We start from the raw sequence: 23,822 nt of genomic DNA, 5'->3' as shown, positions 1-23,822 counted from the left end.
TTGTAGAAAAGAGAAGTGTTAGCTTCATTTGTGGCATGTTGGCAGACGGCCATTTTCCTTTTCTGGCAGAAGGCTGTTAATGCCAATCCGATTAAGCCTGTATTCAGATAACAACAGCGATACTCACAGGTAATAGATCCGTTCGGCGATCAACTTCTCATTTGCAGAACGGAGGTAAGAGACAAAAATCCCTTACTGGCAATCACTGTTCCATAATATGGAACAGCATAACCGCATCCTGATCCCCCCGGGAATGCGAAGCGTCGAAGATCTTGAGCAGTCACATTACCCACATCTAACACATCGATTCCCCGCTGTTCCATATAGTGAAACAAGGTTTACCACTTTTTGCATCTACTCCTTAGGAGGGAGGCAAGCTAGGCTAGCGACAATTCTGGTTAACCACAGCTGTTTTACGGTTATTAATAGCTGTTATGAGGTGTAATTGAATGAATCGTCATAGCTTATCTTGTTACTTGGGGGGAGGAGCGTTATTGCTGGCTCCTGTACTGGCACAGGCCGGTGGTGGCATCCACACTTTGGTTGCGGTTACAGAATATACCGCAACCGCTGGCGCGGGGCATGCCACAGATATCGGCGCCACCGCCTCTTACAATAATCCCGCTGGCCTGGGGTTGTTTCAAGGCCGGGAGCTATACGCGGGTGTGACGGTACTTGAGGACTCGCTGCATTTTTACGATGAAGGTTCCACTGGTCCCGACGCTGATGTGCGAGCTAGGGATATTGACTACTCAGCGGGACTATCGGCTGTCCCGTCGCTCTTCTACGCTTCGTCTATTAACGACAACATGGCTTATGGCATCTCCTTTGCTCCCCTGGCCGGTGGTGAATCAGACTTTGGTTCTGAATGGGTCGGCTCTAATTATATCAATAAGATTGATGTCAAGATTGCGGGTTTATCCGCCGCGTTGGGGCATCGCATCAACGATTCCTGGTCTCTGGGCGGATCGCTGGGGGTGGCTTACCTTTCCTGGAACCTGGATAATGAACTGCCGGCTAATGTCGCACCCAACTCGACAAACTCATTTGAACTCGAAGATTTCCAGCCGTATTGGCAATTAGGAGTGATGTATCAGCCGACAGATACCACCCGGATGGGCTTGCGTTATCTGTCAGGTGTGGATTTTGAGCCTAGCGGTGATAACAACATGGTTATTGATGGCCACAAGGTAACAACCGATGCCAAGATGACCGGCTTTAATTTGCCAAACATGGTGTCGTTCAGTATCGATCACCAGCTGACTGAGCGTCTGTCACTGCTGGCTGATATCAAATGGAATGAGTGGTCGAGGATGAAGGAAAACACCTTGACCATGGGTGATACGCAGATCGTGATCGACAGAAACTGGCGCAATACCTGGGGAGGCGCTATTGGCGTTGCCTACCAGCAGAGCGAAGCGCTTAGCCTTAAGGCTGGCATCAGTTACGATGAGTCGCCGGTGTCGACAAAAGACCATAAGGTGGATCCGCCATTGGATCGCCAGGTGCGCTATGCCCTTGGTATGGGCTACGCTCCGACCGATCAGAGCTGGAGTCTTGATCTGAGTTATCAGTATCTGGATCTTGGTGATGTGGCAGTCAGCCAGTCTGTCGGGCCTTATGTTGTCAACGGAAGCAGTGAAGCGCATTGCCATATCATTAATCTGGCACTTGGCTACCGCTTCTAATAAGTTCCTGGAAAACATGCCCTAGCTTTTGAATGGTTAAAGTTTTGAATCATTCAGCACAGATCCCCTCCGGCGAAACCGGATGGGATCTGCATTGGTTCGCCGTAATAACGTAGATGTAACGTTTTTTCTAGCACTATCGCAGCAATGCTTTCCCACCTCAACAAACCAGTCTCGTAGCCCCTACTTGAGCTAATCGACCAGCCTTAAGAAACGATCATTTCTTCACGCTTTGATCTGAACTCAGCGAGTGCGTACGGGTATATCTTTTCCTTTTGTTACCGTTAATCGGTTACACCTATTGATGAAATTAGTTATTTCCATTTAGTAATTTTAAAGAAATAGACGACACTTAATTTAACGGGGCAGGTATCTTGACATAAGAAAAAGCTCGTAGCCTGTTTATCTGGTATTAACAATAGGTTCAGGGGGATACATGGAATCGTTAAAAGTTAAAGATTATATGAAGCTTAAGCCAGTAACATTCGACCCGAAAATGTCGTTATCTGTCGCATTGGATAAGCTATTAACAGCAAAACAAATTGGCGGTCCGGTTGTTGATGAGCATAAGAAAGTCGTGGGATTTTTGTCAGAGCAAGACATGATCCACCGGTTATTGAAAGTGGGATACTACTGTCAGGACACAGACAATGTGCAAGATTGTATGCGTTCTGATGTGCTGACCGTTTCTCCTGAAGATTCAATCATTGAGCTGGCAGAAATCATGTCGGCTCAGAAACCCAAAATCTACCCGGTCGTCGATCCAGACAATGGAAAATTGGTGGGGGTGATCACCCGGCGCGATGTGTTAACGGCTATCAGTAATCAGATTGGTGAGTGCTTTAAACATCCCGTATGACTTTCATACCACTTATTGAAGAAAGGCGCATTGGCGCCTTTTTTTTGTTGAATAAAAATTTATTGTGATTAAAGTCGCGATTTAACTCATTTTTAAATAAAAATCTGTCTGATAGCAGGCTTGGAACGAGAGACATAGATCAAAAGCCCTTCATATTTCACAAAATTATTGATCTGAGACGATGAAATAAAGCGGATTAAGAAGCAGAATGACTAACGCGAAAGGTTTATATCCAAACTATTTCAATATACATGAACACTGCATATTGAAGTGGTTTGGATATATATCATTCGCCCGACGATGAACGGAGGTTCGCACGGGCGATAAATCACTGCTAGTTATTCCAATTTATAAGCCAAAAAAAAGGAATGAAGGCAGAGGTTATGAGTGACGTTTTTACATTTTGTTTTAAGGGAATAACACCATTATGCGTCAATACATCAGGTACATCGTACCTATTCTGATCCCGCTTTTAATTCTTTTGCTGCCGGCATCCGCATTTCCTGTTGAGGGGCTGACAATTGTCCAGCAGCGGGTTATTGCAATCTTCTTGCTGGCGGCCTTGTGCTGGGTTCTTGAGCCGATTCCAATTTATGCGACTTCTGTGGTCATCATCGTTTTAGAGTTATTGTTGCTTTCGAATAAAGGGCTTTACCTGTTCCGACAAGAGGAAGGACAGGAACATTTTGGTGATTTGCTGGTTTACAGCGACATCATGGCGACGTTCGCCAGCCCAATCATCATGCTGTTCTTAGGTGGTTTCTTCCTGGCGATGGCGGCAACGAAATACCGCTTAGATGTCAACTTAGCCCGTGTACTGCTGAAGCCTTTCGGGACTCAGCCGAAGTATGTGATGTTCGGTTTGATGCTGATCACCGCGATTTTCTCAATGTTTATGTCGAACACTGCCACCACGGCGATGATGCTGTCTATTCTGGCTCCGGTTATTGCTCTGTTTGGCAATAAAGATCCGGGTAAGATTGCGTTCGCTTTGTGTGTACCCGTCGCGGCGAACATTGGTGGTATTGGTACGCCGATCGGTACACCGCCGAATGCGATTGCTCTGAAGTACCTGAGTGAAGAAAACATGATCACTTTCGGAGAGTGGATGTTCTTTGGTGTGCCATTTGTCGCGGTCATGCTGGTGTTTGCGTGGGTACTGATTAACTTTTTGTACCCGGCCACGCAGGAAAAAATTGAGCTGACCATTAAAGGTAAGTTCCTGAAAACACCTAAAGCGATCACGGTGTATATCACCTTTGGTTTAACTATTTTGTTGTGGCTGATGGGCTCGTCCCATGGCATGAATTCATACACCGTCGCATTGATCCCAGTTGCGGTGTTCTCATTGACCGGCATTATCAATAAAGAAGACTTAAAGAAAATTTCATGGGATGTACTGTGGTTGGTGTCGGGTGGTATTGCACTGGGTCTGGCACTCGATCGGACCGGTCTTGCACGCTTGATGGTACACAGTATTCCGTTTGATAACTTCTCACCTTATGCGGTGCTGGCGGGTGCTGCACTGCTGTGTTTAGTGATGGCGAACTTCATGTCTCACACCGCAACAGCAAACTTGCTGATGCCAATTATGGCGGCTTTGGGTACATCGATGAGCTCACTGGTGCCATTGGGGGGCGAAATCACCCTGATCCTGGTCGTGACTTTTGCCGCATCACTGGGTATGTCGTTACCCATCAGTACTCCACCGAATGCGCTGGCACATGCTACCGGCCATGTTCAGAGTAGTCAGATGGCACGTATTGGGGTAGTTGTTGGTGTGGTCGGTGTGACCTTAAGTTTTGCGATGATTTGGTTGCTACATTTAATTGATCATATCTAAGGAGAGGCGGGGTTCTAGAACCTAGAATCTAGAACCTAGTATCGAGTACCTAGTATCTAGATCCTCAACTTTAAGGAACGAAAGGCGTATTCATGCATCAACCGAAAGCATTACAGCGCATTGTCGATGTCTATTTTCAGGATCGCACGCGCACAATATCGGTCAGTGCGAACACTCAGGCGTTAAAGCAGGATGGCTTTAACGACAGATTGTATTGGGTTAAAAAAGGTGAGTTGTCGGGTTACCTGTACAATGAAAATAGTGGCTTAACGGCGAAAGTGTTTCGGGTTGAACAAGGCATGTATTTTGGCGTGCATAGTTATTTTGCTCAGACGCTGGTGGCCTCGACCACGGTGATTGCGGAAAAAGACAGTGAAATCGCCTGGATTGATTTAAATACCCAGGCGGTTGAGCCAGAGAAGTATGGATCACTCATCGAGCAGTTTATGCCGGTGATGGTTCATGAACTGGCGCAACGGCAAATGCTGACAGGCTTGGAAGCGCTGGAAAAAGAAAAAGCCCTACAAAAACTTTATGCTGCTGAACAAATGACGACATTAGGTCAGCTGGCTGCGGGTATTGCTCATGAACTGAATAATGCCGTTGGCGTATTGAGCAGTAAAACGGAAGGGATCCAAAACTCAATTTGCCATTTTCTTGAAGAGAACAAGCCGGAAGTCTCATCGTTTTTAGATCTTGGGATCTGTGATGGCCAGTCATCCACTTCCGCAGAGGTAAGAAAGCGGGCAAAAGAGTTGCAGGAAAAGCATTGCCTCACTCGCGATCAGGCCCGCCAGTTAGCGCGGGCTTTACCGCAAGGTGATGTACCTGATGCCTGGTTGGTTAATATTGATGATGCTTTGCAGTATTGGGATATAGGTCGTGATCTGCATGATATGAAGCTTGCAGGTAAACATGCAGCCAGTATCGTGCGTTCGGTAAAACAGCTGGGGGGCAGTGATCAGGCTCGCCAGTCGGATATCGACGTGAACGATACGATTCACAAATCTCTGGCACTGCTGCAGAGCAACTTACGTCGTGTCAATGTGGTATTGCGTCCGGCGGTATTACCGACCATCACTGCAAGTGCGACCGAGCTGGTGCAGGTGTGGGTTAATATCATCAAAAATGCCTGTGATGCCATGGAGCAGACACCTGAGGCACAGATTGAAATCATCACCCGTTATTCAAAAAACCGGTTGCTGATCACCATTAGCAATAATGGCCCGATGATTGATGAAGCAACACGGAGAAAGATTTTTCAACCAAACTTCACCACCAAAAAAGGGGGCTTGTCGTTTGGCTTAGGGCTGGGTTTGTCTATCGTACAGCGTATTGTGAACAGTTACGGCGGTACGATTGCACTAAAAAGTGACCCAGAGAAAACCAAATTTCGAATAAAACTGCCTATTGCGTAAGGGACGGTTATGGAAAAGCTAAACATCATCTGCGTTGATGACCAAAGGGAAGTGCTAAGTGCCGTACTCAAAGACTTAGCGCCGCTGAATGACTATTTTCATGTTGAAGATTGTGAATCGGCGGATGAAGCATTAGAGCTGATGGACGAGCTTGATGCAGAAGGGGAGTATGTGGCTCTGGTGATATCCGACCATGTGATGCCGGGTAAAACCGGGGTTGAGTTGTTAACGGAAGTGTCACAAGACTCACGTTTCAGGTTTACCAAAAAAGTACTGTTAACCGGTCAGGCGACACACCAAGATACCATCGCTGCGATTAACCGGGCTCGGATTGAAAGCTATTTTGAAAAACCCTGGAAAGCTGAAGTCTTGCTCACCTCAGCCCGAAACCTGATCACCGAGTATGTATTTGACATGGGCTTCGATTATCAGCCGTGGATCGACATTCTCGATAACAGTGTTATTTTCAGACGACTACAATAGTAGTATCTGGTTAGGGCTTGTTTATCTTTCAACATAATTGCTGCAATGTTGAAAGATAAACAGGCCCTAGATATTTATTAAAAGCCAAAGCAAATTGTTTTGGCTTTTTTTGTTGACCTTGGACATTACTCAAAGGTTTATAATTATCGCATTGGTAAGACCCATCTTGTGCAATTAAGAGTAACCAGGAGGATCACAATGTGTGCTCAATGTAATAATAAGAAAACTCATATTCATACCGTAAAACCAACCGCAGCTAAATCGAGTACGGTACAGGTTGTCGGTGCCACAGCAACAGAATGTTGCTGTCCGAGTGAAACCCATGTTGAGTCGAGTGACAGTGAAGGCGGTGGTGAATCAGGCTCTGATGATCCTGCTTCCGGCCATAAGTTGGCTAATCCGTCCTTTTCTCTTGCGGGAGGTTTAAATAAGCCTAAGCCAGGAAAATTGTCGTTGTCATCATCGGCCGTCGTCGTACCCGTCCCCGAGCATTCAGAATCGCTACCGTCAGCGGAAAATAGTTGCGGTACAACTGGTTGTTGTTCCGCCGCATCTCCTTCTTTAGAAGAACTTCAGGATACAGAAGAGCAATTAGCTCAATCGAATTTAGGCCACAGCCAAAGTTGGAAGATCCTTGGTATGGATTGCCCGAGCTGTGCCAGTAAACTGGAAAAAGCACTTCTCACTATCATTGGTGTTGAGCACGCAAAGGTCATGTTTGCGACAGAAAAACTGGTGGTTAACTGCCAATCAGCCTCGCAGGCCGCAGAGGTTGAAGCCAAGGCACTAGAAACGGGTTTTAAATTGGTGACAGGCAGAAAGCTTCAGGAGCAGGAAAAGCCCGGTTTCATCAAGCAATACCTGCCGGTGATTATCATCRCCTTGATGATGTTGGTTTCATTCTTAATTAGCCGTAGTTCAGAATTCTATGGTCAGCTTGCCTTCACACTGACGACCGTTTTGGGGCTGCTCCCAATCGTAAAAAAAGCCGTGAATCTGACGAAATCAGGTACACCGTTCTCTATTGAAACCCTGATGAGTATTGCGGCTATTGGTGCGTTGTATTTAGGAGAAACCGCTGAAGCTGCCATGGTTTTGCTGCTTTTCTTGATCGGCGAACAACTTGAAGGGTATGCATCGTCACGCGCCCGCAGCGGGGTAAAAGCCCTGATGGATTTGGTGCCGGAAGAAGCGACTGTGATCCACTCTGATGGCACGAAAAAAAGAGTGGCAGCAGAAGATCTCAAAAAGGGTGACGTGATTGAGATTGCGCCAGGTTCTCGCTTGCCGGCTGATGCCCAATTGCTTGATATATCTGCGAGCTTTGATGAAAGTGCTTTGACCGGTGAATCGGTTCCGGTCGAACGCCTGCCGGGTGATAAAGTGATGGCGGGCTCACTGGTCGCTGATAAGGTGGTGCGCCTGACCATTATCTCAGAGCAGGGTGATAATGCGATTGATCGTATTCTTCACTTAATCGAAGATGCAGAATCACGTAAAGCGCCGTTAGAACGATTTTTAGACCGCTTCAGTCGCTGGTACACCCCGGCAATGATTGTGCTTGCGGCACTGGTTATTGTGATCCCACCTCTGCTGTTTGCTCAATCATGGCATGAGTGGATATATCGTGGTTTAACCTTATTGCTGATTGCCTGCCCTTGTGCATTAGTGATCTCTACACCGGCAGCGATTACATCAGGTTTAGCCGCTGCTGCTCGCCGTGGTGCCTTGATTAAGGGCGGTGCAGCATTAGAGCAGCTTGGTCATATTGGCACGATTGCTTTCGATAAAACGGGAACCTTAACTCAGGGTAAACCCGTGATGACCGATCTGATCTGCTGGGATGGTAACGAAGAGAAATTACTTCGCCAGTCAGCAGCCGTCGAAGCCGGATCATTGCACCCGTTGGCCGTTGCGGTTGTTAAAGCTGCGGAAGAACGTGGATTGAACGTTACTGAAGCCGCTGAGCGTGAAGCACTGCCCGGACGCGGTATTCAAGGTGTGATTGACGGTGAAACCCTGCTGCTGTGTGCGGCAGATCGATTACCTAAGTCAGTGGCATTAACCGCGGAACAACACGCTCAGGCAATGTCACTGGAAGCGGAAGGTAAAACCCTGGTTGTTGCACTTCGTGATCACGTTGCTATTGGTGTGATTGCATGGCGAGATAACCTGCGTGATGATGCCGCTAACACCATTAAAGAGCTTAAGCTGATGGGGATCCAGTCGGTGATGTTAACCGGTGACAACCCCCGTGCTGCCGCCGCTATCGCCGAGGAAATTGGCATCGATTTTCGTGCCGGTTTATTGCCTGCTGATAAGGTAACAGAAGTACAAACCGCCAACGAAAAAGCCAATGTAGCAATGGTCGGCGATGGTATAAATGATGCCCCGGCAATGAAAACAGCGTCGATTGGTATAGCCATGGGTGGCGGTACAGATGTCGCGCTGGAAACGGCTGATGCGGCGCTTACTCATAACCGCTTGTCGGAACTTCCGATGATGATTGAACTGTCTCGTGCCACGCTCAGAAATATCCGTCAGAATATTGTTCTGGCGTTAGGATTGAAAGGCATATTCCTGGTAACCACTTTGCTGGGCGTCACGGGTCTGTGGGTTGCGGTACTCGCAGATAGCGGGGCAACGGCATTGGTGACATTGAATGCATTGCGTTTGTTGCGTTTTAGCCCTGAAAGCCGGTTGAACAAATAACCGGAGATAGCGCACAAAATTAATACCGCAAAATAAACGGCATCACCTATTCTTACGGTGATGCCGTTTTTTTATAATTAATTTGTGATGAAGGGCAACAGCAAACGCTTTAAGGTGATGGTGATCACGGTTTTATGTAACCTGTAAATCGGTTCATTTTATTATCTGTGACTGCTGTCACTTAAAGTTGCGATTCTATCCGTTATCGTTAACTGGTGTTTTGAGAGTATTTATCTATTTATGAAAATCGATGAATACTGCCTAAACATTAAAATTAGTTTAAAGCCACGACCTCTGACTTCCCTATACAGAGCGGCAAACAATAAAAGGATATGATTATGTCTGAGACGACAGTTTTCCATTTAGGTGTGACAACAGCGGATCTTAATGGTGCAGAACTTGCTATTATTCCAGGTGATCCAGCGCGTGTTGAAAAAATCGCGAACCTGATGGATAACCCTGAGTTTCTAGCAAGCTCTCGCGAATATACGCTTTATCGCGCGGTTTTAGACGGTAAAACTGTGATTGTTTGCTCTACAGGTATTGGTGGTCCATCAACGTCTATCGCGGTTGAAGAATTAGCGCAATTAGGTATCCGTACGTTCCTGCGTGTTGGTACAACGGGTGCGATTCAGCCACACATCAATGTGGGTGACATGATCGTATCAACGGGTTCTGTACGCCTTGACGGTGCGAGCCTGCATTTTGCCCCAATGGAATTCCCAGCGGTTGCAGACTTTGATGTTGCGACAGCAATGAAAGCTGCAGTAGAAGCAGAAGGTGCAACAGTACACACAGGTGTAACGGCTTCAAGTGATACTTTCTACCCGGGTCAGGAGCGCTACGATACGTTCTCAGGTCGTGTTGTTCGTCGTTTCCAGGGCTCAATGAAAGAGTGGCAGGAGATGGGCGTTCTGAACTATGAAATGGAATCAGCAACACTGTTAACTATGTGTGCTAGTTCTGGTCTGCGTGCAGGTTGTGTTGCGGGTGTTATCATCAACCGTACTCAGAAAGAGATACCGGATCATGCGACTCTGAAAGAGACGGAAGCGCGTTCGATCAAAGTGGTAGTAGAAGCTGCTCGTCGCATGCTGGCTGAGTAATTCTTATTACTTATTACTTGTTATTTGCCCTGATCTCTTTATCGGAAGTCCTCATTTATAGTTATAAACTCCGGGCTTCCTCTTCGACCTCAGGGCAACTAACGGCGTACTAAGAACCACTCCAGGATATCTGCCGTAAGCGCAAAAATCCTATGAGTTATCACACTATTCAAGATGAAAACCGGTACTAATGTATCGGTTTTTTTGTGTCTGTTATACCAACCTGATTAATGTTCGCTGGGAGGCCAGATAATTAGTCAGTTTGGTATTTGCGGTACTGTAGATATAAGAAGGTCGCAATTGCGACCTTTTTAAATGAACCTAATCTAGTTTCTAGTTTCTAGTTTCTAGTTTCTAGTTTCTAGTTTCTAGTTTACGCAATATTATGCGTCTGGCCACCGGCATCTTTCAGCCAGTTGTGAAGGTGGGTTTGTAAGTCACCAAGTTGATCCGGGCCAATGATAGCAAGGCCTAAATCCTGGGCGCGTACTAAATCATGATGACGCAAAGGACGGAAGCTCACCAGCATCGCGCGTGCTTGCAGGCCGCCTAATAAATCACGCAGTGATTCCAGCTTGTAGAGCGTGTCGTCACCATCATCACGCATACCTTTGGTTTTACACTCAATAATATGCAGCTTATTATTCACAACCGTCGCGACATCTAGTTCATTACGGACTTCACGGTCTCCGATCTTACGGTAAACCTGAACCCCTAATGAGTGATCCTGAATAGTTGGCAGCTCATTCTGAATCGCACGAACCGTGCTGTGAACCAGGTTTTCCAGCCATTCACCATTTGCGAAACGACGCGCATCTTCATGTATGAAAGTCAGAATACCCTTTTCGTAGGTGGCCAGCCCGGTATCCTGCAGATCGGCAATTAACATGCCTAACTCCCTATAACCTTGTTGTTTTTCACTCAGGCCAACATCGAGTTTCTGTTCTTTTCGACATGTGGTTGCCAGATAGTTCAGTGTTGCCAAACCTGGTCCCAGTTCCAGTGCCGAGCTTGCCCAGCGCTGTCCCAGCTCCCATAGCTGATTGTTGAGTGATTCCGGTACCGTTGTTTCGGGCAGCTCACTTCTCGCACCAAAAATAGTGAGGTAGTCAGTTAGTTGAATACGATCTTCAACTTGCTGTTGCTTGCGATCCGAAGGGTAGAGCCAGCACATTTCGTCACTGAAAGGTTCGATGACATAAATAGGCCAATGAAAAGAACGGAAAACTTCATATGCAGATAGCAGGCGGTGACGTAAACCACAGCTGGTATTAAACCAGACTTCAGTCTGGGTTTGTCGGAGCTTATCTGCTAACTCGTTGAGTCGTTGACGAAGGCTGGTAATACTGATGGAGTCAGGGATCTGGAAAAATTCAACCTCAATATCTCGGGGTGTCAGTATTGATGCAAGGCGCTCGTACTGCTCTCTCTGGCTTTCCGTACCGATAAAAATCATCTTATCGGCCGGGATAGCATGGTCTAATAAGGGGGTAATAAGTCTTACGGGGTCTTGGTCTATAACGCCAACGTGAGTAATCATAAAAATCCTTAATGCCTTTCCCCGAATGAACAGGGACTGATAGTTCTTGTGGGCATTAAAAGGCAAAAAGAAAAGAGGATGCCAACACAAGATTATTTAATCTATATATTTAGAATAAGATATGGGTATTGAAAAACAGTATTTCAATGCAATACCCGATATCATGCCTAAATAATTGCACAAAATTCAATTTATCTGAAATCGATCCTTTTTTTGTTTGCTGTGTGTCAGTTTTATGTTGGCTAAAGCCATTTTTTGCTAGTAGGGATTTTATTCAGAGTTGTTACTAAGTATTTGCCGTTGTGGAGATTCTGTCACTATTTAATTAAGGCTCCTTTTAGATGTTTTATGGGTATAAACGCAGCGTTTTCGTGGAAAAAGCACGTTTACCTAAAGGTTTTGTGATGTTTGGAAGGAAAATGATTGAATTATTGTTGCTGAGAGTGACAATAAAGAGGTTTACCTTAGCCTGAACCTATTTATGACTAAAAAGCTCACCATTCTGGATATTGCTAAATTAGCAGGGGTTGGAAAATCCACAGTTTCACGCGTGTTGACCAATGATCCTAAAGTAAAAGCGGCAACCCGTGAAAAGGTTGAGCAAGTGATCAGAGACTCTGGTTTTGTGCCGTCAAAGTCAGCACAGACGATGCGAGGTGGCAGCACCAAAGTTGTCGGCATTATTCTGTCTCGTCTTGATTCACCATCTGAGAACAAAGCGGTGAGCGGCATTTTAGATGTTATCTATGCAGCTGGTTATGATGCGGTGATCATGGAAAGTCAGTTTAGTGCCGAGAAAACCAATGAACATTTAGCAGTTTTACAAAAGCGTAATGTCGATGGTGTGATCCTGTTTGGTTTTACCGGCTGCGATTTAACCGCGGTAGAAATGTTACAGCATAAAGCCGTTGTTATAGCCGTTGATACCGATACTATTTCATCGGTCGGGTATGACAACCATGGTGTTATTGAGCAGGCGATGGCGCATTTACAGCAACAAGGTAAGCGCGAGATCAGTTTTGTGGGTGTTGACCCAAGTGATAAAACGACGGGTCAAATGCGCCTGAATGCTTATTTAACCTATTGCAAAGCGGCCGATATTACTCCGAACTATCAGACCGGCCAGCTAAGTCATGAAAGTGCCTATGCGCTGACCGATAGCGTATTAAGGCCGAAAACAGAAGCCATTGTCTGTGCCAGTGATACTCTTGCGATGGGGGTTGCTAAACGTCTGCAGGAATTAAACCGCAGCGATGTGCTGGTATCAGGGGTAGGGGCGACCGATTTGCTATCATTTATTTTCCCCAATACTTTCAGTATCGACCCCGGTTATCTTGAGGCGGGAAAAGCCTCGGCAAACTTGCTGATCAGGCAGCTGTCAGGTCAGTGTGCGATAACGCATTTAACGCAGCAAGCAACACTCGCCATTACGCCTTAAAGAAAAAGTATAATAAGAAAAAAAGTGCAGTTACCTCCTATCCTAATATGTATACCCAAGTTACCTCAAGATGCAGGATTCAGAGTGATGCCAGCCAGTTCAATTCAAGGAAAATGTGCGAAGGAATGAGCGGTCCTTTTGAGTGCATTTGACACAGGAGTGGGCTGGCTGGAACACTCCCGAAGGGCGAGTTTTCCAGGCACTAATGTTGCGTTGATGATTTTTGATGTAGAGCGACTATATCTGCAAATCAGCGCCTGACCTTAGCGCCTGGAAATTCTCGCTGAAACGAGCATCTTGAGGTTACTTGGGTATAGGGGGGAGCACTTTTTTCTCGCACTCTGTGAACTCTTTCACGGTTTGGGAATGTTCCCATTTCGTTTTTGCCATTCTTTTGCCATTATCATAACCATAAGTGGGAACATTCCCGCCAAGTGGAAACGCTAAACAACGATAAGTACCCTTCACAACATGAGATGGACAACGGTATGAGTAAGATAAATCGGCAGCACATCGAGCGCCTGGTTGAATGCATCGGTGGTGCTGACAATATTGCCAGCGTAAGTCATTGCCTTACCCGACTACGCTTTGTACTAAACGATACGGATCTGGCAAAGGTTAAAGAAATTGAAACCATTCCGATGGTGAAGGGTTGCTTTACCAATGCGGGTCAGTTCCAGGTGGTGATTGGTACAGAGGTTGATGAAGTCTATAAGATCCTATCGGATATGACGGGCGATGCTGGCGCATCGAAAGAAGAAGCGAAAGTCGCTGCTCGTCAGAATATGAGCCTGCTTGAGCGTAGTATTTCCCACCTGGCCGAAATTTTTGTTCCCCTTTTACCTGCCATTATTACCGGTGGTTTAATTCTGGGCTTCCGTAATGTCATCGGCGACATTCGCATGTTCGATGGCAAAACGTTAGTTGAAATCAGCCAGTTCTGGTCCACAGTGCATTCCTTCCTGTGGCTGATTGGTGAAGCGATTTTCTTCTTCCTGCCTGTCGGCGTCTGTTGGTCTACGGTGAAAAAGCTCGGCGGTACACCGATCCTGGGTATCGTTCTGGGTGTCACGCTGGTTTCACCACAATTAATGAATGCCTACCTGATAGGTAAGCAAGTGCCCGAAGTCTGGGACTTTGGCTGGTTTGTGATTGAAAAAGTGGGGTATCAGGCTCAGGTTATTCCTGCCATGTTTGCGGGTATCGCACTGGCAATGATTGAAACGAATCTGAAACGGATCATTCCTTCTTATCTGTATTTAGTCATCGTGCCGTTTATTTCGCTCATTCTGGCTGTGATCCTGGCGCATGCCTTTATTGGTCCGTTTGGTCGGGTGATTGGTAATGGTGTGGCCTATGCGGCAAAAATAGCGATGACCGGTGACTTTGCCGTGCTCGGCTCTATGATCTTTGGCTTTTTGTATGCGCCATTGGTTATTACGGGCATTCACCATACAACCAATGCCGTCGATTTGCAGTTAATGCAGGATATGGGTGGTACACCGATCTGGCCTTTGATTGCATTGTCTAATATTGCTCAAGCCTCTGCTGTTGTCGGTATTATCTGGATCAGTAAAAAACACAATGAGCGTGAAATCTCAGTCCCTGCAGCAATTTCGGCTTTTCTTGGGGTAACAGAACCTGCGATGTACGGGATCAACCTGAAATACAAATTCCCGATGCTAACCGCGATGATTGGCTCTGCGATTGCTGCTGCGATTTGTGGTAGTGCCGGTGTGATGGCCAACGGCATCGGAGTAGGTGGTCTGCCGGGCATTCTGTCTATTCAGCCGCAGTACTGGATGGTGTACCTGGTTGCCATGCTGGTAGCGATTATCGTCCCCATCGCCTTAACGCTGGTGCTTTATAAGCGTGCACAGGCCAAGGGTCAGATTGAGGACAGTGAGCACACGCCGCAAACAATTTAAATCTTCATAACTGGATAGTCCTGGCGGCAGGGCTATCCCCGTTTTTATAAGCAAATTTTCTTTTGAATCAATTTTCTGTGAGTAAACAAGCATGATGACAGAACAACATGAATGGTGGCGTACTGCGACTATTTATCAAATTTATCCTAAAAGCTTTTGTGACAGCGGAAGTCAGGGTACTGGCGATATTCAAGGGATCATTTCTAAGCTCGATTATCTCAAAACGCTGGGTGTCGATGCCATCTGGTTAACCCCGGTTTACTGTTCGCCAATGATCGATAACGGTTACGATATTTCTGATTATTACAATATCAATCCTGATTTCGGCACTATGGCTGATTTCGATCAGTTACTGGCCGAGGCGCATCAAAAAGGTATCCGCATTGTGATGGATATCGTGGTAAACCATACCTCAACAGAGCATGCATGGTTTAAGTCTGCATTGGGTGATAAGCAAAGCCCGTATCGTGATTACTACATCTGGAAAGATCCGCTTAACGGTCAGGCACCAACAAACTGGGAATCTAAATTCGGCGGCAATGCCTGGGAGCTGGATGAAGCAACTGGTCAGTATTACCTGCATTTGTTTGCTAAAGAACAAGCCGATCTGAACTGGGAAAACCCAAATGTTCGGGCCGAAGTGAAAGAAGTGATCAGTTTCTGGGCAGAAAAGGGTGTAGATGGTTTCCGCTTGGATGTGATCAACCTGATTTCAAAGCAACAAGACTTTCAGAATGACGATATTGGTGATGGCCGCCGTTTTTATACCGATGGTCCTCGAGTACATGAATATCTGCAGGAAATCAGCGAGGCAGTATTCCAGCAATACGGATCGGTAACGGTCGGTGAAATGTCATCAACCACGCTTGAGCATTGCCAGCAGTATTCATCACATGATGGTAAAGAGTTGTCGATGGTATTCAACTTCCATCACCTGAAAGCCGATTATCGCAATGGCGATAAATGGACGAATGCGCCATTTGACTTTCTTCAGCTTAAGCAAATATTCAGCCACTGGCAGCAGGGGCTGCACAATAAAGGCTGGGGGGCGTTGTTCTGGTGTAACCATGATCAGCCGCGGGTAGTCAGTCGCTTAGGAAATGATCAGCAGTACCGTGTCGAGTCGGCGAAAATGCTGGCGACATCTGTGCACATGATGCAGGGCACGCCATATGTTTACCAAGGCGAAGAGATTGGCATGACCAATCCGGGGTATACCTCAATTGAGCAGTACCGTGATGTGGAAAGTACTAATATGTACGACATCATGGTGAATCAGCAAGGTGTGAATGAAGCCGAGATGCTGGCTATTTTAGCGCAGAAATCCCGTGATAACTCGCGTACGCCAATGCAGTGGAATGACCAAGAGCATGCTGGGTTTACGCAAGGTCAACCATGGCTGGAAGTGGCGGCGAATTATCCTGAAATCAACGCCGAAAAAGCCGTGGCGGATGACGACTCAGTATTCCACTATTATCGTAAGCTGATTGAATTACGTAAAGAGTTAGCCGTGATCACAACCGGTGATTACACTGACTTAATGCCCGAACATTCACAGCTGTTTTGCTATCGCCGTCAGTCTGATAAGCAAACCTTAGTTTGTATCAATAACTACTATGGTCAGGAAACCGAATGCCAGCTACCAGAGACGCTTAATGTTGAAAAAGGGCGTTATATTCTGGGTAACTATTCTGATCATCAACATCAAGTACCCAGCCACCACCTGGTAATGAAACCTTATGAATGCCGTGTCTTGTTGATTGAAAATAACTGATAACCCCCAAAGTAACCACCGAGTTTATCGAGTGGTATAACAAAAAGGCTTTAACCGCAGTCTCTGATAAGAGGTGAGGTTAAAGCCTTTTTTTATCTGGTTGTACTTAGTCGGTGTTAAATTGTTGGCGTCGGCACCTGAGAAGCCAGTAACCAGATAGCAAGAACAAAGAAGATCAGACCCATAAACTTGTGCTGGTTGGTGCGAAATTTTTCATTCTTCAGCAACGGCTGACCTAAGCTGCCAACCATAGTCACCAGAAACAGGTTAAACAGCAGGCCAAGAACATTGAGCAGTAGACCCAGCACCAGCATCTGTTCGCCAGAGGTTGCTGTCGCCTGAGTTGATACGAACTGCGGCAAGAATAAGACGAAGAAAATCAATGCTTTCGGGTTTAGCAGGTTACTGATCACCGCACGGCGGTAGAGTGTCTTTGCCATACCGGATTGCTGTTCTAATTCGGGTGTATCTGCAGGCGTTGTACGCATGCAATCCCACCCCATTTTCAGCAGGTAAGCACCACCGAGCAGGCGAAGCACTTGCAATGCTATTGGATTCACCGCGATGAGTGCCGATACGCCCATTGCCGCTAACAGCGTTAGCAGCAGGCCTGAAGTCGCGTTACCTAAGCTGGCAAATACGCCCACTTTACGGCCATAGCTGAGGCTGGAGCTGGCGATAAGCAGCATATCTGGCCCTGGGATCAGCAACAGGGCAATTACAGCGGTCAAATACACTGGCAGTATAGAAAAATCGATCATTATTCTGATATTGAATTTAGAGTGAAGGGCTGGATTTTACAGTGATGGCAAGATAATTAAAGTCATTGTTTATTATAAGTGGCCTTAATCGCTGATTATTTGCTCATTGCTGGTTGTTCATACTTAAACTGTTAATGATTGTCGCAAGGTATGTTTCGTAATTGCTGTGATTACGGTGACTATAATGGCTCTTACGCTTTGTTTCCCATAACGAGATAAATGTACTTAAAAAACCACGTTCAATCCCCCCCAAATGTATTTGCAATAAACCTCTTGACTTAGAGCATGCTCTAACCCGTATTTTTCCTATATGGCTTAAACGGAAGCCGGAAATTCACCTTTATAACCAGGGTCTTAATTATGGAAAAAAGAATACTAGGTAACTCGGATATGGCGATCTCCCGCTTGGGATTAGGTAGTTGGGCCATAGGTGGAGACATCGGCGATTGGGGCTGGGGTAAACAGTCGGAACAGGATTCGATTAACACCATTCATGCTGCATTAGAGTTAGGCATTAACTGGATAGATACGGCCCCTGCTTATGGCCTGGGTAACGCTGAAAAAGTCATTCATAAAGCATTAAAACAAACCAGCTACAAACCTTATGTTTTTACTAAGTGCGGGTTTTCCTGGAATCCAGGGGAAACAGAGCTGCTTAATCGCTTAAACAGATCGTCCATCTTGACAGAAGTAGAAAACAGCCTCAGCAGGTTAGACGTTGATGTGATTGATCTTTATCAGATCCACATGCCCCGGCCTGAGACTGATATTGAAGAAGCCTGGCAAACCCTGGCTGATTTAAAACAGCAGGGAAAAGTGCGCCATATTGGTGTATCTAACTTTTCAGCCAAACAACTGGAGCGGATCAGCGCCATTGCACCTGTGATATCAAATCAGCCAGCCTATTCTTTGCTCTACCGGGAGGCAGAGGAAACCTTGCTGCCCTGGTGTCAACAGCACAATGTTGGCACCATTCATCACTCCACCATGGCTTCAGGCCTGCTAAGCGGGACGATGAACAAAGCCAGGTTTGCCCTGCTGGATAAAAGGGACTGGCGCCATAAAAGCGATAGATTTAAAGATCCGGCTTTTAGTCAAAATCTACAGCTGGTGGAATTATTACGACAGATAGCAGAGGAAAAGGGCTGTGAGGTCGCGCATTTGAGCATAGCCTGGACGCTGGCTCACCCGGCAACCACAGGCTCTATTATTGGCGCCAGAAATACCAAACAGCTGGCGGGCTTATTAGGTGCGGCAGATGTAAACCTAACCACAGAAGATCATACTCGCATCAATGCTTTTTTTGACGCTCAGCAAACAGAGCCTGTATAGCAAATAGCATACATTCGCACACCCACTTAATTAAGCTGCCCACTCAAATCTGAGTGGCAGCTCTTTTATAACCAATGAACGACAGATAAATTGGTAACACAGATATAAAAGTGAGTGGCACAAGCCTTGGCTGCTGGCAACTATTTCTGTTTAGCAACAATATCCTGGTAATGATTTATCTTCCAATCAATATGGGATAAACACTTCTGGGTTTCTGCCAGTTGTTTGTCCAACCTCACTTTATGTTGCTGCAAAATTTGCAGTAACAGCTCCGCCTGGTTTTCAGCATCTCTTACTTTATTAGCAAATTGCTGTATGTCCTTAAGGGGCATGCCGGTGCTTTTTAAACACTGCACGAAATGCAGCCAGCGAATATCATGATCGCGATAAAACCTGTGCCCGGAAGTATCCCTGGATATGGGATAAATTAAGCCGCTTTTTTCATAAAACCTGAGGGTATGACTACTTAGCCCGCTTACTTGGGCTGCTTCCTGAATTCTCATTTATACCAATTCCATACTAGGGTCTGTTTATCTTTCAACATTGCAGCTGTAAAGACTAAAAAAGTCTTCAGACAAGGCACGAAGAGAGAGGTTTAGTTATTCTAAATGAGCTCTGAGTAACGCAGTATGAAGCTTTTTTAGCCTTTACCCGAAGGGCTGGGACTATTTTTCCATCTAACTGCGTTGTCAGATATTTAAGTAGGGCAACTACATGGCATATCTTCCGCCTTGTTAGCTGAAAAAATAGTCTCCAGCAGCAATTATGTTGAAAGATAAACAGACCCTTAATACATGATGCATTTTCTGTCATGTAATAAATCAGCTCTTCCTTGTTTGGAACCATCATTCTTGCTTATGCTAATCCCCCAGTTTAAATCATGACTACTCCACAATCGCAGAGCAGTCATTTTTTATTTATCGGCCGTATGTCGACACAATGTATTGCTCGAACTCGCGGCACATGTCACTGTCGGAGCTAAGATTATTGGCAATCTGGTTAGCACCATCAACAATGTTGATACTGGCATTTAAAGAAGCAACATCCGTTTGCGTTCTGGATTGAAGCGCTGAGATTTTTTGCTTCTCGATATCCCACGCTTGCTCAGCAGATAAATTGCATTCATCCGCAAGATATTTGGCGTTAAACCCTTCACCCGTCAGGTTTACTATTGTGGTGTTATGATTAACGCTATTACCGCCATGCCAATAATGTTTCGCAAGTAGCGGGCCGATTTCTGGGTTATCGGTTAAGTAGCCGAACTTCTCGGTAAAATAGGCTCTGGTTTGATACACCGCCATATTGGCCAGTAGGTACCCTTGATAAGAACATGCTGATTCATCGGAGAGAAGATGTGGAATGGACATTAACGGACGCGGGCTACATTCCAAGCCGAGGGTTTTTTTCTCCATCGCTCTTGCTAACGTTGTCACCGTTTCAGCACTCAGTTCATCGTCACTCAGTTGATACAGTGTTCGTTCAAAGTATGGAACAACCAAAATACTTCTTTCAATATACGCTCTAAAGGGCTGTTTACTGTCAATTATCGATTTAATGATTGCATCAGGCACTGCGTTTCCATCAGCATCCAAGGCGTACTGCTTTAACCAATCGGCATCGCCTAGTAAGCTGTCGCAAAACATTGACTGCGTTTCAGCATAGGCCATCGAGGTCGGCGCGAACTCTTGCGAGAAACACGGGGCATTCATCTTCACATTGGAGAAATGGGCGGCGTGTCCACCTTCATGAAACAAGGTATTGATCCCGTCATATCCACTGCCTACTTGATCCGGTTTGGCGTTACTGGTGAAGTTGACCTTAGCAGCAACCCAGTTGCCTTTATCGTAAAACGCAGGGACAGGGCCGTGGCAGAAGCCGTTTTGATATTTTCCTTTACGATCAAGAAGATCCAGCGTGAGTTCAGCGCCAGAATAATCAATATTTAAGCGACCAAATGATTCTACCCATCGGCGTAAAGACTGAGAGAACGGGACATAAGGATCTAAGTCGCGCATCGCATCACCCGCGAACGAGTATACAAAGTTATGCCCTTGTATAGATTGAGCGCCCATTGATTTAACTAAATGATTTAAGCTATTTTGGTGGCTGTCTCTGGTTCTTGCTTCAAAATCATCAAGAATAGTAAACAGCTCTGCAGTCGTCATTTGCTCCGTTTTGACAATGGAGTAGTCAAAGAAGTTGTCATATCCTAATGATTTTGCAAACTGATTACGTAGTTTGACGAGCGCTAAAAAGCCGTTTTGAAGTAGCCACTGCTCTAAATCGACTAGGGCTTGATGAGATGATTTACGAACATTTTCGTTGGCACTGGTACGAATGTTTGCACCAAGCACAGGCAAAGATCCTTCCGCATCTTTACCGTCTTCATCCACATACGTCATGACGTAGTTCTGTTTTTTCTCAAACAAATCAGCTTCGAACTTAATCAGTTCCGCTTTAAGCGTTTGTGCTTGTTCAGACTCTAGCGCATGAGCTTGAAAAGTGGCGAGCCAGCCCTTTAATCCAATCAGGGTTTGAGTTTTCTCGTCAGAGTCAGCAAGCGATTTTGCCACCTCTATTTGCTTTTTAAGCTCAGTGATTTGAGAAGAAGCGCTTAAGAATTTAGTCCACTCTGTTTCTGCTTTAGTTGAACCATCATGGTCATCACTGATACCCATGTACGTTTCCCAAAAGAAGTCCTCTTTTGTTCTATGAATAGATAAATAGCGTTGGTTCAGTGAATCAAGGTAGGCGGTAGCGGTCATTATCGTCCCTGTAAGTATAAGTTCTTGATTAATTTAAAATATTATATGTCTATCCGCTGGTAATACAATAGCGATATTATTTGAAAATTTTATTCATACCGCTATGAAATTATAGAATTCCCCTCATGAATGATCTATTTTTCAAAGCTATCCATCTCTGAGAGCACTGAGACATAAAGTGTCTGTTTGATGCGGGGCTCTAATCATAGGAACGATACCTCTTAACGAAAGAAGCTTTGCTCCTGCAATGAAAATCGTGGTAAGGCGTATAATCGGTGAAATGCCCGTTGCTGTCAGGCACGTATTCCTTTTGTATGTAATCGTCAATGAGGTTTTTCAGTACCTGGTAATACTCAGCATCGTTATTACAGTGCTTCTTCATCTGATCCAGGTATGACGTGTAGCTCGTGCTATCGAGCGATCGAAGTATAAAGGCAACAGTTTTTATATTGGCTTTAAATTCAAAGGATTCTGTCAGTTTGATAAAGGTCTGGGCCAAGTTTTTGTGGCGAGAGTACAGAAGGCACTCTTTAGCCAGTAATTCTTTTGCTGCCGTATTGATATTATCGGAAAAACTGACCACAAAGAGGTCTTTGGGGTGGTCGCTGACGGCAAATGGTGACTTGACGTGATGTAGAAATAGCTTATCCATCGGAAATATCCTTAGTAATAAACTTTCGTGATCTTGTTGATCGGTTAAAGCCTATATTGGCCCCTGGTTTTCATGGCATAGAGCACAGCGTATTAATTTCCCTTTAGTCGGCCAATGTATAGAAAAGTGTAGGAACAACAAAAGGAATTTGCCACTAGGTAATCTGTCCATTTAGCCTGTTGCATTTATTGAGTATTACCGGTTTCGAACAAACAGAAAGGGGACACAAAGGCAGAAAGGGGACAGGCATACTTAAGAAACCATCAATCCTGTTAGTTTCACTCCATAGCAACATCAATCCCAATCTGATCCACTGCCCCTTTTAAAGTTTGGCATATGAACTATGGTCATTATTCCATCAGCAAGGATTGACTCATGACCACTGCCAGAAAACAACAAATATGTCTGGAATCAACGCACWACTACCACTGTGTTTCACGCTGTGTGCGGCGGACCTTTCTCTGTGGCTACGATGAAGCAACAGAAACGTCTTTTGAACACCGTCGCGAGTGGGTTGAAGCGAAGATCAAACAACTCAGCAGCATTTATTGYATTGATATTTGYGCCTACTCAGTAATGAGTAACCACTACCAYCTGGTAGTGCATATTGATAAAGAGAAAGCACAAGCGTTAACAGATCAGGAAATCATTGATCGCTGGTGTACCCTTCATAACAAACCGGTACTGATCCAGCGGTTGCTGACTGGTGATACTAAAAGCGACGCCGAATTCAACGCCTGCAGAACCATCATCGACGAGTGGCGTTCTCGACTCGCCAACCTCAGCTGGTTTATGCGTGAGCTCAATTTAGATATCGCCACACAGGCGAATAAAGAAGATAAATGTACMGGTCATTTCTGGGAGGGCCGCTTTAAGTGCCAAGCMTTGCTGGATGAACAAGCGCTGGCTGCTGCAATGGYCTATGTCGATTTAAATCCCATCCGTGCYGGCATTGCCAAAACGCCAGAAAAGTCTGACTATACGTCGATAAGAGCAAGGCTTCAGGCTCTGAAAAATGAAAAGCTAACGGCTCCTTCACTTTACCCTTTCATTGGTAACCCAAACAACGCCATCATCAAAGGGATCCCGATGCGATTGATTGATTACATAGAGCTTGTTGACTGGACAGGTCGACAGCTTCGCAAAGGTAAAACAGGGTATATTGACTCCAACACACCGCCAATCCTGCAACGTTTAAATATTGAGCAGAAAAATTGGTTAAAAGCCTGCACCCAGTTTGAACGACAGCGCGCGTTGCTCATTGGCTCATCGCGATCCATTCAGGCTGCAACGGTAAGTTTCAACCGTTCWCGGGCACAGGGTTACAGACTCACCACGTAAATAGCCTTAGATGATCAAAAGCTACCACCTAATTCTGGTCTCAGAAGAATAAACCTTCCTCCCAATACCCCAAAATTGCTTCAGGTTCAGGCTATTACAAGCAAGAAAAGACACAATGCTATTTCGGATGTATTTGACCAACTTAATGATGTCAGCCTTAGTTACTTCTTTTAACTATGCCT

17 protein-coding genes are annotated in these 23,822 nt (G+C 45.6%); 12 read left to right on the top strand and 5 right to left on the bottom strand.

All coding sequences use genetic code 11. The annotated features are described in order from the left end of the window. Positions 1–449 precede the first annotated feature (449 nt). The 7 genes from L4D76_RS04960 to udp all read left to right on the top strand — a co-directional run bounded on the left by L4D76_RS04960 (position 450) and on the right by udp (position 10,109). Positions 450–1,688, top strand: a complete 1,239-nt coding sequence (locus L4D76_RS04960) for an OmpP1/FadL family transporter (protein WP_428439832.1) — start codon at positions 450–452, stop codon at positions 1,686–1,688. Between the two features lie 436 nt (positions 1,689–2,124). Next, positions 2,125–2,547, top strand: a complete 423-nt coding sequence (locus L4D76_RS04955) for a CBS domain-containing protein (RefSeq protein ID WP_428439831.1) — start codon at positions 2,125–2,127, stop codon at positions 2,545–2,547. Between the two features lie 427 nt (positions 2,548–2,974). Next, positions 2,975–4,390, top strand: coding sequence for an SLC13 family permease (locus L4D76_RS04950; RefSeq protein WP_428439830.1), 1,416 nt, complete (start codon positions 2,975–2,977; stop codon positions 4,388–4,390). Between the two features lie 92 nt (positions 4,391–4,482). Further along, a complete protein-coding gene (locus L4D76_RS04945) occupies positions 4,483–5,808 on the top strand; it encodes an ATP-binding protein (protein ID WP_428439829.1) in 1,326 nt (441 codons plus the stop codon). 9 nt (positions 5,809–5,817) lie between these two features. Next, positions 5,818–6,291: a response regulator gene (locus L4D76_RS04940; protein WP_107285135.1), complete on the top strand. Its 474-nt coding sequence runs from the start codon at positions 5,818–5,820 to the stop codon at positions 6,289–6,291. Between the two features lie 198 nt (positions 6,292–6,489). Continuing rightward, positions 6,490–9,003 carry a zinc/cadmium/mercury/lead-transporting ATPase gene (locus tag L4D76_RS04935; protein ID WP_428439828.1) on the top strand — a complete coding sequence of 838 codons (2,514 nt, stop codon included), beginning with the start codon at positions 6,490–6,492 and terminating at the stop codon, positions 9,001–9,003. Positions 9,004–9,341: 338 nt separating this feature from the next. After that, entirely contained in the window at positions 9,342–10,109 is a 768-nt protein-coding gene (gene udp, locus L4D76_RS04930; RefSeq protein WP_428439827.1) for a uridine phosphorylase, read from the top strand. 373 nt (positions 10,110–10,482) lie between these two features. On the opposite strand, the gene L4D76_RS04925 is transcribed toward udp, so the two are convergent. Continuing rightward, complete coding sequence (locus tag L4D76_RS04925) at positions 10,483–11,649, bottom strand: Card1-like endonuclease domain-containing protein (RefSeq protein WP_428439826.1); 1,167 nt, start codon at positions 11,647–11,649, stop codon at positions 10,483–10,485. 481 nt (positions 11,650–12,130) lie between these two features. Here L4D76_RS04925 and treR point away from each other — a divergent pair, with 481 nt between their 5' ends. The 3 genes from treR (at position 12,131) to treC (ending at position 16,789) form a co-directional block, all read left to right on the top strand. Then, the gene (treR, locus tag L4D76_RS04920; RefSeq protein ID WP_428439825.1) at positions 12,131–13,087 is read left to right on the top strand and encodes a trehalose operon repressor TreR; all 957 of its coding nucleotides are present in this window, start codon (positions 12,131–12,133) and stop codon (positions 13,085–13,087) included. Between the two features lie 488 nt (positions 13,088–13,575). Beyond that, positions 13,576–15,015 carry a PTS trehalose transporter subunit IIBC gene (treB, locus tag L4D76_RS04915; protein WP_428439824.1) on the top strand — a complete coding sequence of 480 codons (1,440 nt, stop codon included), beginning with the start codon at positions 13,576–13,578 and terminating at the stop codon, positions 15,013–15,015. A 91-nt stretch (positions 15,016–15,106) separates the two neighbouring features. Continuing rightward, a complete protein-coding gene (treC, locus tag L4D76_RS04910; protein WP_428439823.1) occupies positions 15,107–16,789 on the top strand; it encodes an alpha,alpha-phosphotrehalase in 1,683 nt (560 codons plus the stop codon). Between the two features lie 116 nt (positions 16,790–16,905). On the opposite strand, the gene L4D76_RS04905 is transcribed toward treC, so the two are convergent. After that, positions 16,906–17,550 carry a LysE family translocator gene (locus L4D76_RS04905; protein ID WP_428439822.1) on the bottom strand — a complete coding sequence of 215 codons (645 nt, stop codon included), beginning with the start codon at positions 17,548–17,550 and terminating at the stop codon, positions 16,906–16,908. 360 nt (positions 17,551–17,910) lie between these two features. Here L4D76_RS04905 and L4D76_RS04900 point away from each other — a divergent pair, with 360 nt between their 5' ends. Beyond that, a complete protein-coding gene (locus L4D76_RS04900; RefSeq protein WP_428439821.1) occupies positions 17,911–18,882 on the top strand; it encodes an aldo/keto reductase in 972 nt (323 codons plus the stop codon). A gap of 140 nt (positions 18,883–19,022) precedes the next feature. On the opposite strand, the gene L4D76_RS04895 is transcribed toward L4D76_RS04900, so the two are convergent. The 3 genes from L4D76_RS04895 to L4D76_RS04885 all read right to left on the bottom strand — a co-directional run bounded on the left by L4D76_RS04895 (position 19,023) and on the right by L4D76_RS04885 (position 22,299). Then, complete coding sequence (locus L4D76_RS04895) at positions 19,023–19,385, bottom strand: MerR family transcriptional regulator (protein ID WP_428439820.1); 363 nt, start codon at positions 19,383–19,385, stop codon at positions 19,023–19,025. A gap of 414 nt (positions 19,386–19,799) precedes the next feature. Further along, a complete protein-coding gene (locus L4D76_RS04890; RefSeq protein ID WP_428439819.1) occupies positions 19,800–21,647 on the bottom strand; it encodes a M3 family metallopeptidase in 1,848 nt (615 codons plus the stop codon). Positions 21,648–21,846: 199 nt separating this feature from the next. Next, positions 21,847–22,299, bottom strand: coding sequence for a hypothetical protein (locus L4D76_RS04885; protein ID WP_428439818.1), 453 nt, complete (start codon positions 22,297–22,299; stop codon positions 21,847–21,849). Positions 22,300–22,674: 375 nt separating this feature from the next. On the opposite strand from L4D76_RS04885, the gene L4D76_RS04880 reads away from it, so the two are divergent. Next, a complete protein-coding gene (locus tag L4D76_RS04880) occupies positions 22,675–23,640 on the top strand; it encodes a transposase (RefSeq protein ID WP_428439817.1) in 966 nt (321 codons plus the stop codon). The last annotated feature ends 182 nt before the right edge of the window (positions 23,641–23,822 follow it).

It is taken from the genome of Photobacterium sagamiensis (genome assembly GCF_050337085.1).
GTDB lineage: Bacteria > Pseudomonadota > Gammaproteobacteria > Enterobacterales > Vibrionaceae > Photobacterium > Photobacterium sagamiensis.
The sequence above is the reverse complement of the archived record's forward strand: the minus strand, read 5'-3'. Positions and strand labels throughout refer to the sequence as shown.

Bases quoted from the DNA above. Each gene is read 5' to 3' on its own strand.
- L4D76_RS04960 (WP_428439832.1), top strand. From the start codon at position 450: ATGAATCGTCATAGCTTATCTTGTTACTTGGGGGGAGGAGCGTTATTG.
- L4D76_RS04955 (WP_428439831.1), top strand. From the start codon at position 2,125: ATGGAATCGTTAAAAGTTAAAGATTATATGAAGCTTAAGCCAGTAACA.
- L4D76_RS04950 (WP_428439830.1), top strand. From the start codon at position 2,975: ATGCGTCAATACATCAGGTACATCGTACCTATTCTGATCCCGCTTTTA.
- L4D76_RS04945 (WP_428439829.1), top strand. From the start codon at position 4,483: ATGCATCAACCGAAAGCATTACAGCGCATTGTCGATGTCTATTTTCAG.
- L4D76_RS04940 (WP_107285135.1), top strand. From the start codon at position 5,818: ATGGAAAAGCTAAACATCATCTGCGTTGATGACCAAAGGGAAGTGCTA.
- udp (WP_428439827.1), top strand. From the start codon at position 9,342: ATGTCTGAGACGACAGTTTTCCATTTAGGTGTGACAACAGCGGATCTT.
- L4D76_RS04925 (WP_428439826.1), bottom strand. From the start codon at position 11,649: ATGATTACTCACGTTGGCGTTATAGACCAAGACCCCGTAAGACTTATT.
- treR (WP_428439825.1), top strand. From the start codon at position 12,131: ATGACTAAAAAGCTCACCATTCTGGATATTGCTAAATTAGCAGGGGTT.
- treB (WP_428439824.1), top strand. From the start codon at position 13,576: ATGAGTAAGATAAATCGGCAGCACATCGAGCGCCTGGTTGAATGCATC.
- treC (WP_428439823.1), top strand. From the start codon at position 15,107: ATGATGACAGAACAACATGAATGGTGGCGTACTGCGACTATTTATCAA.
- L4D76_RS04905 (WP_428439822.1), bottom strand. From the start codon at position 17,550: ATGATCGATTTTTCTATACTGCCAGTGTATTTGACCGCTGTAATTGCC.
- L4D76_RS04900 (WP_428439821.1), top strand. From the start codon at position 17,911: ATGGAAAAAAGAATACTAGGTAACTCGGATATGGCGATCTCCCGCTTG.
- L4D76_RS04895 (WP_428439820.1), bottom strand. From the start codon at position 19,385: ATGAGAATTCAGGAAGCAGCCCAAGTAAGCGGGCTAAGTAGTCATACC.
- L4D76_RS04890 (WP_428439819.1), bottom strand. From the start codon at position 21,647: ATGACCGCTACCGCCTACCTTGATTCACTGAACCAACGCTATTTATCT.
- L4D76_RS04885 (WP_428439818.1), bottom strand. From the start codon at position 22,299: ATGGATAAGCTATTTCTACATCACGTCAAGTCACCATTTGCCGTCAGC.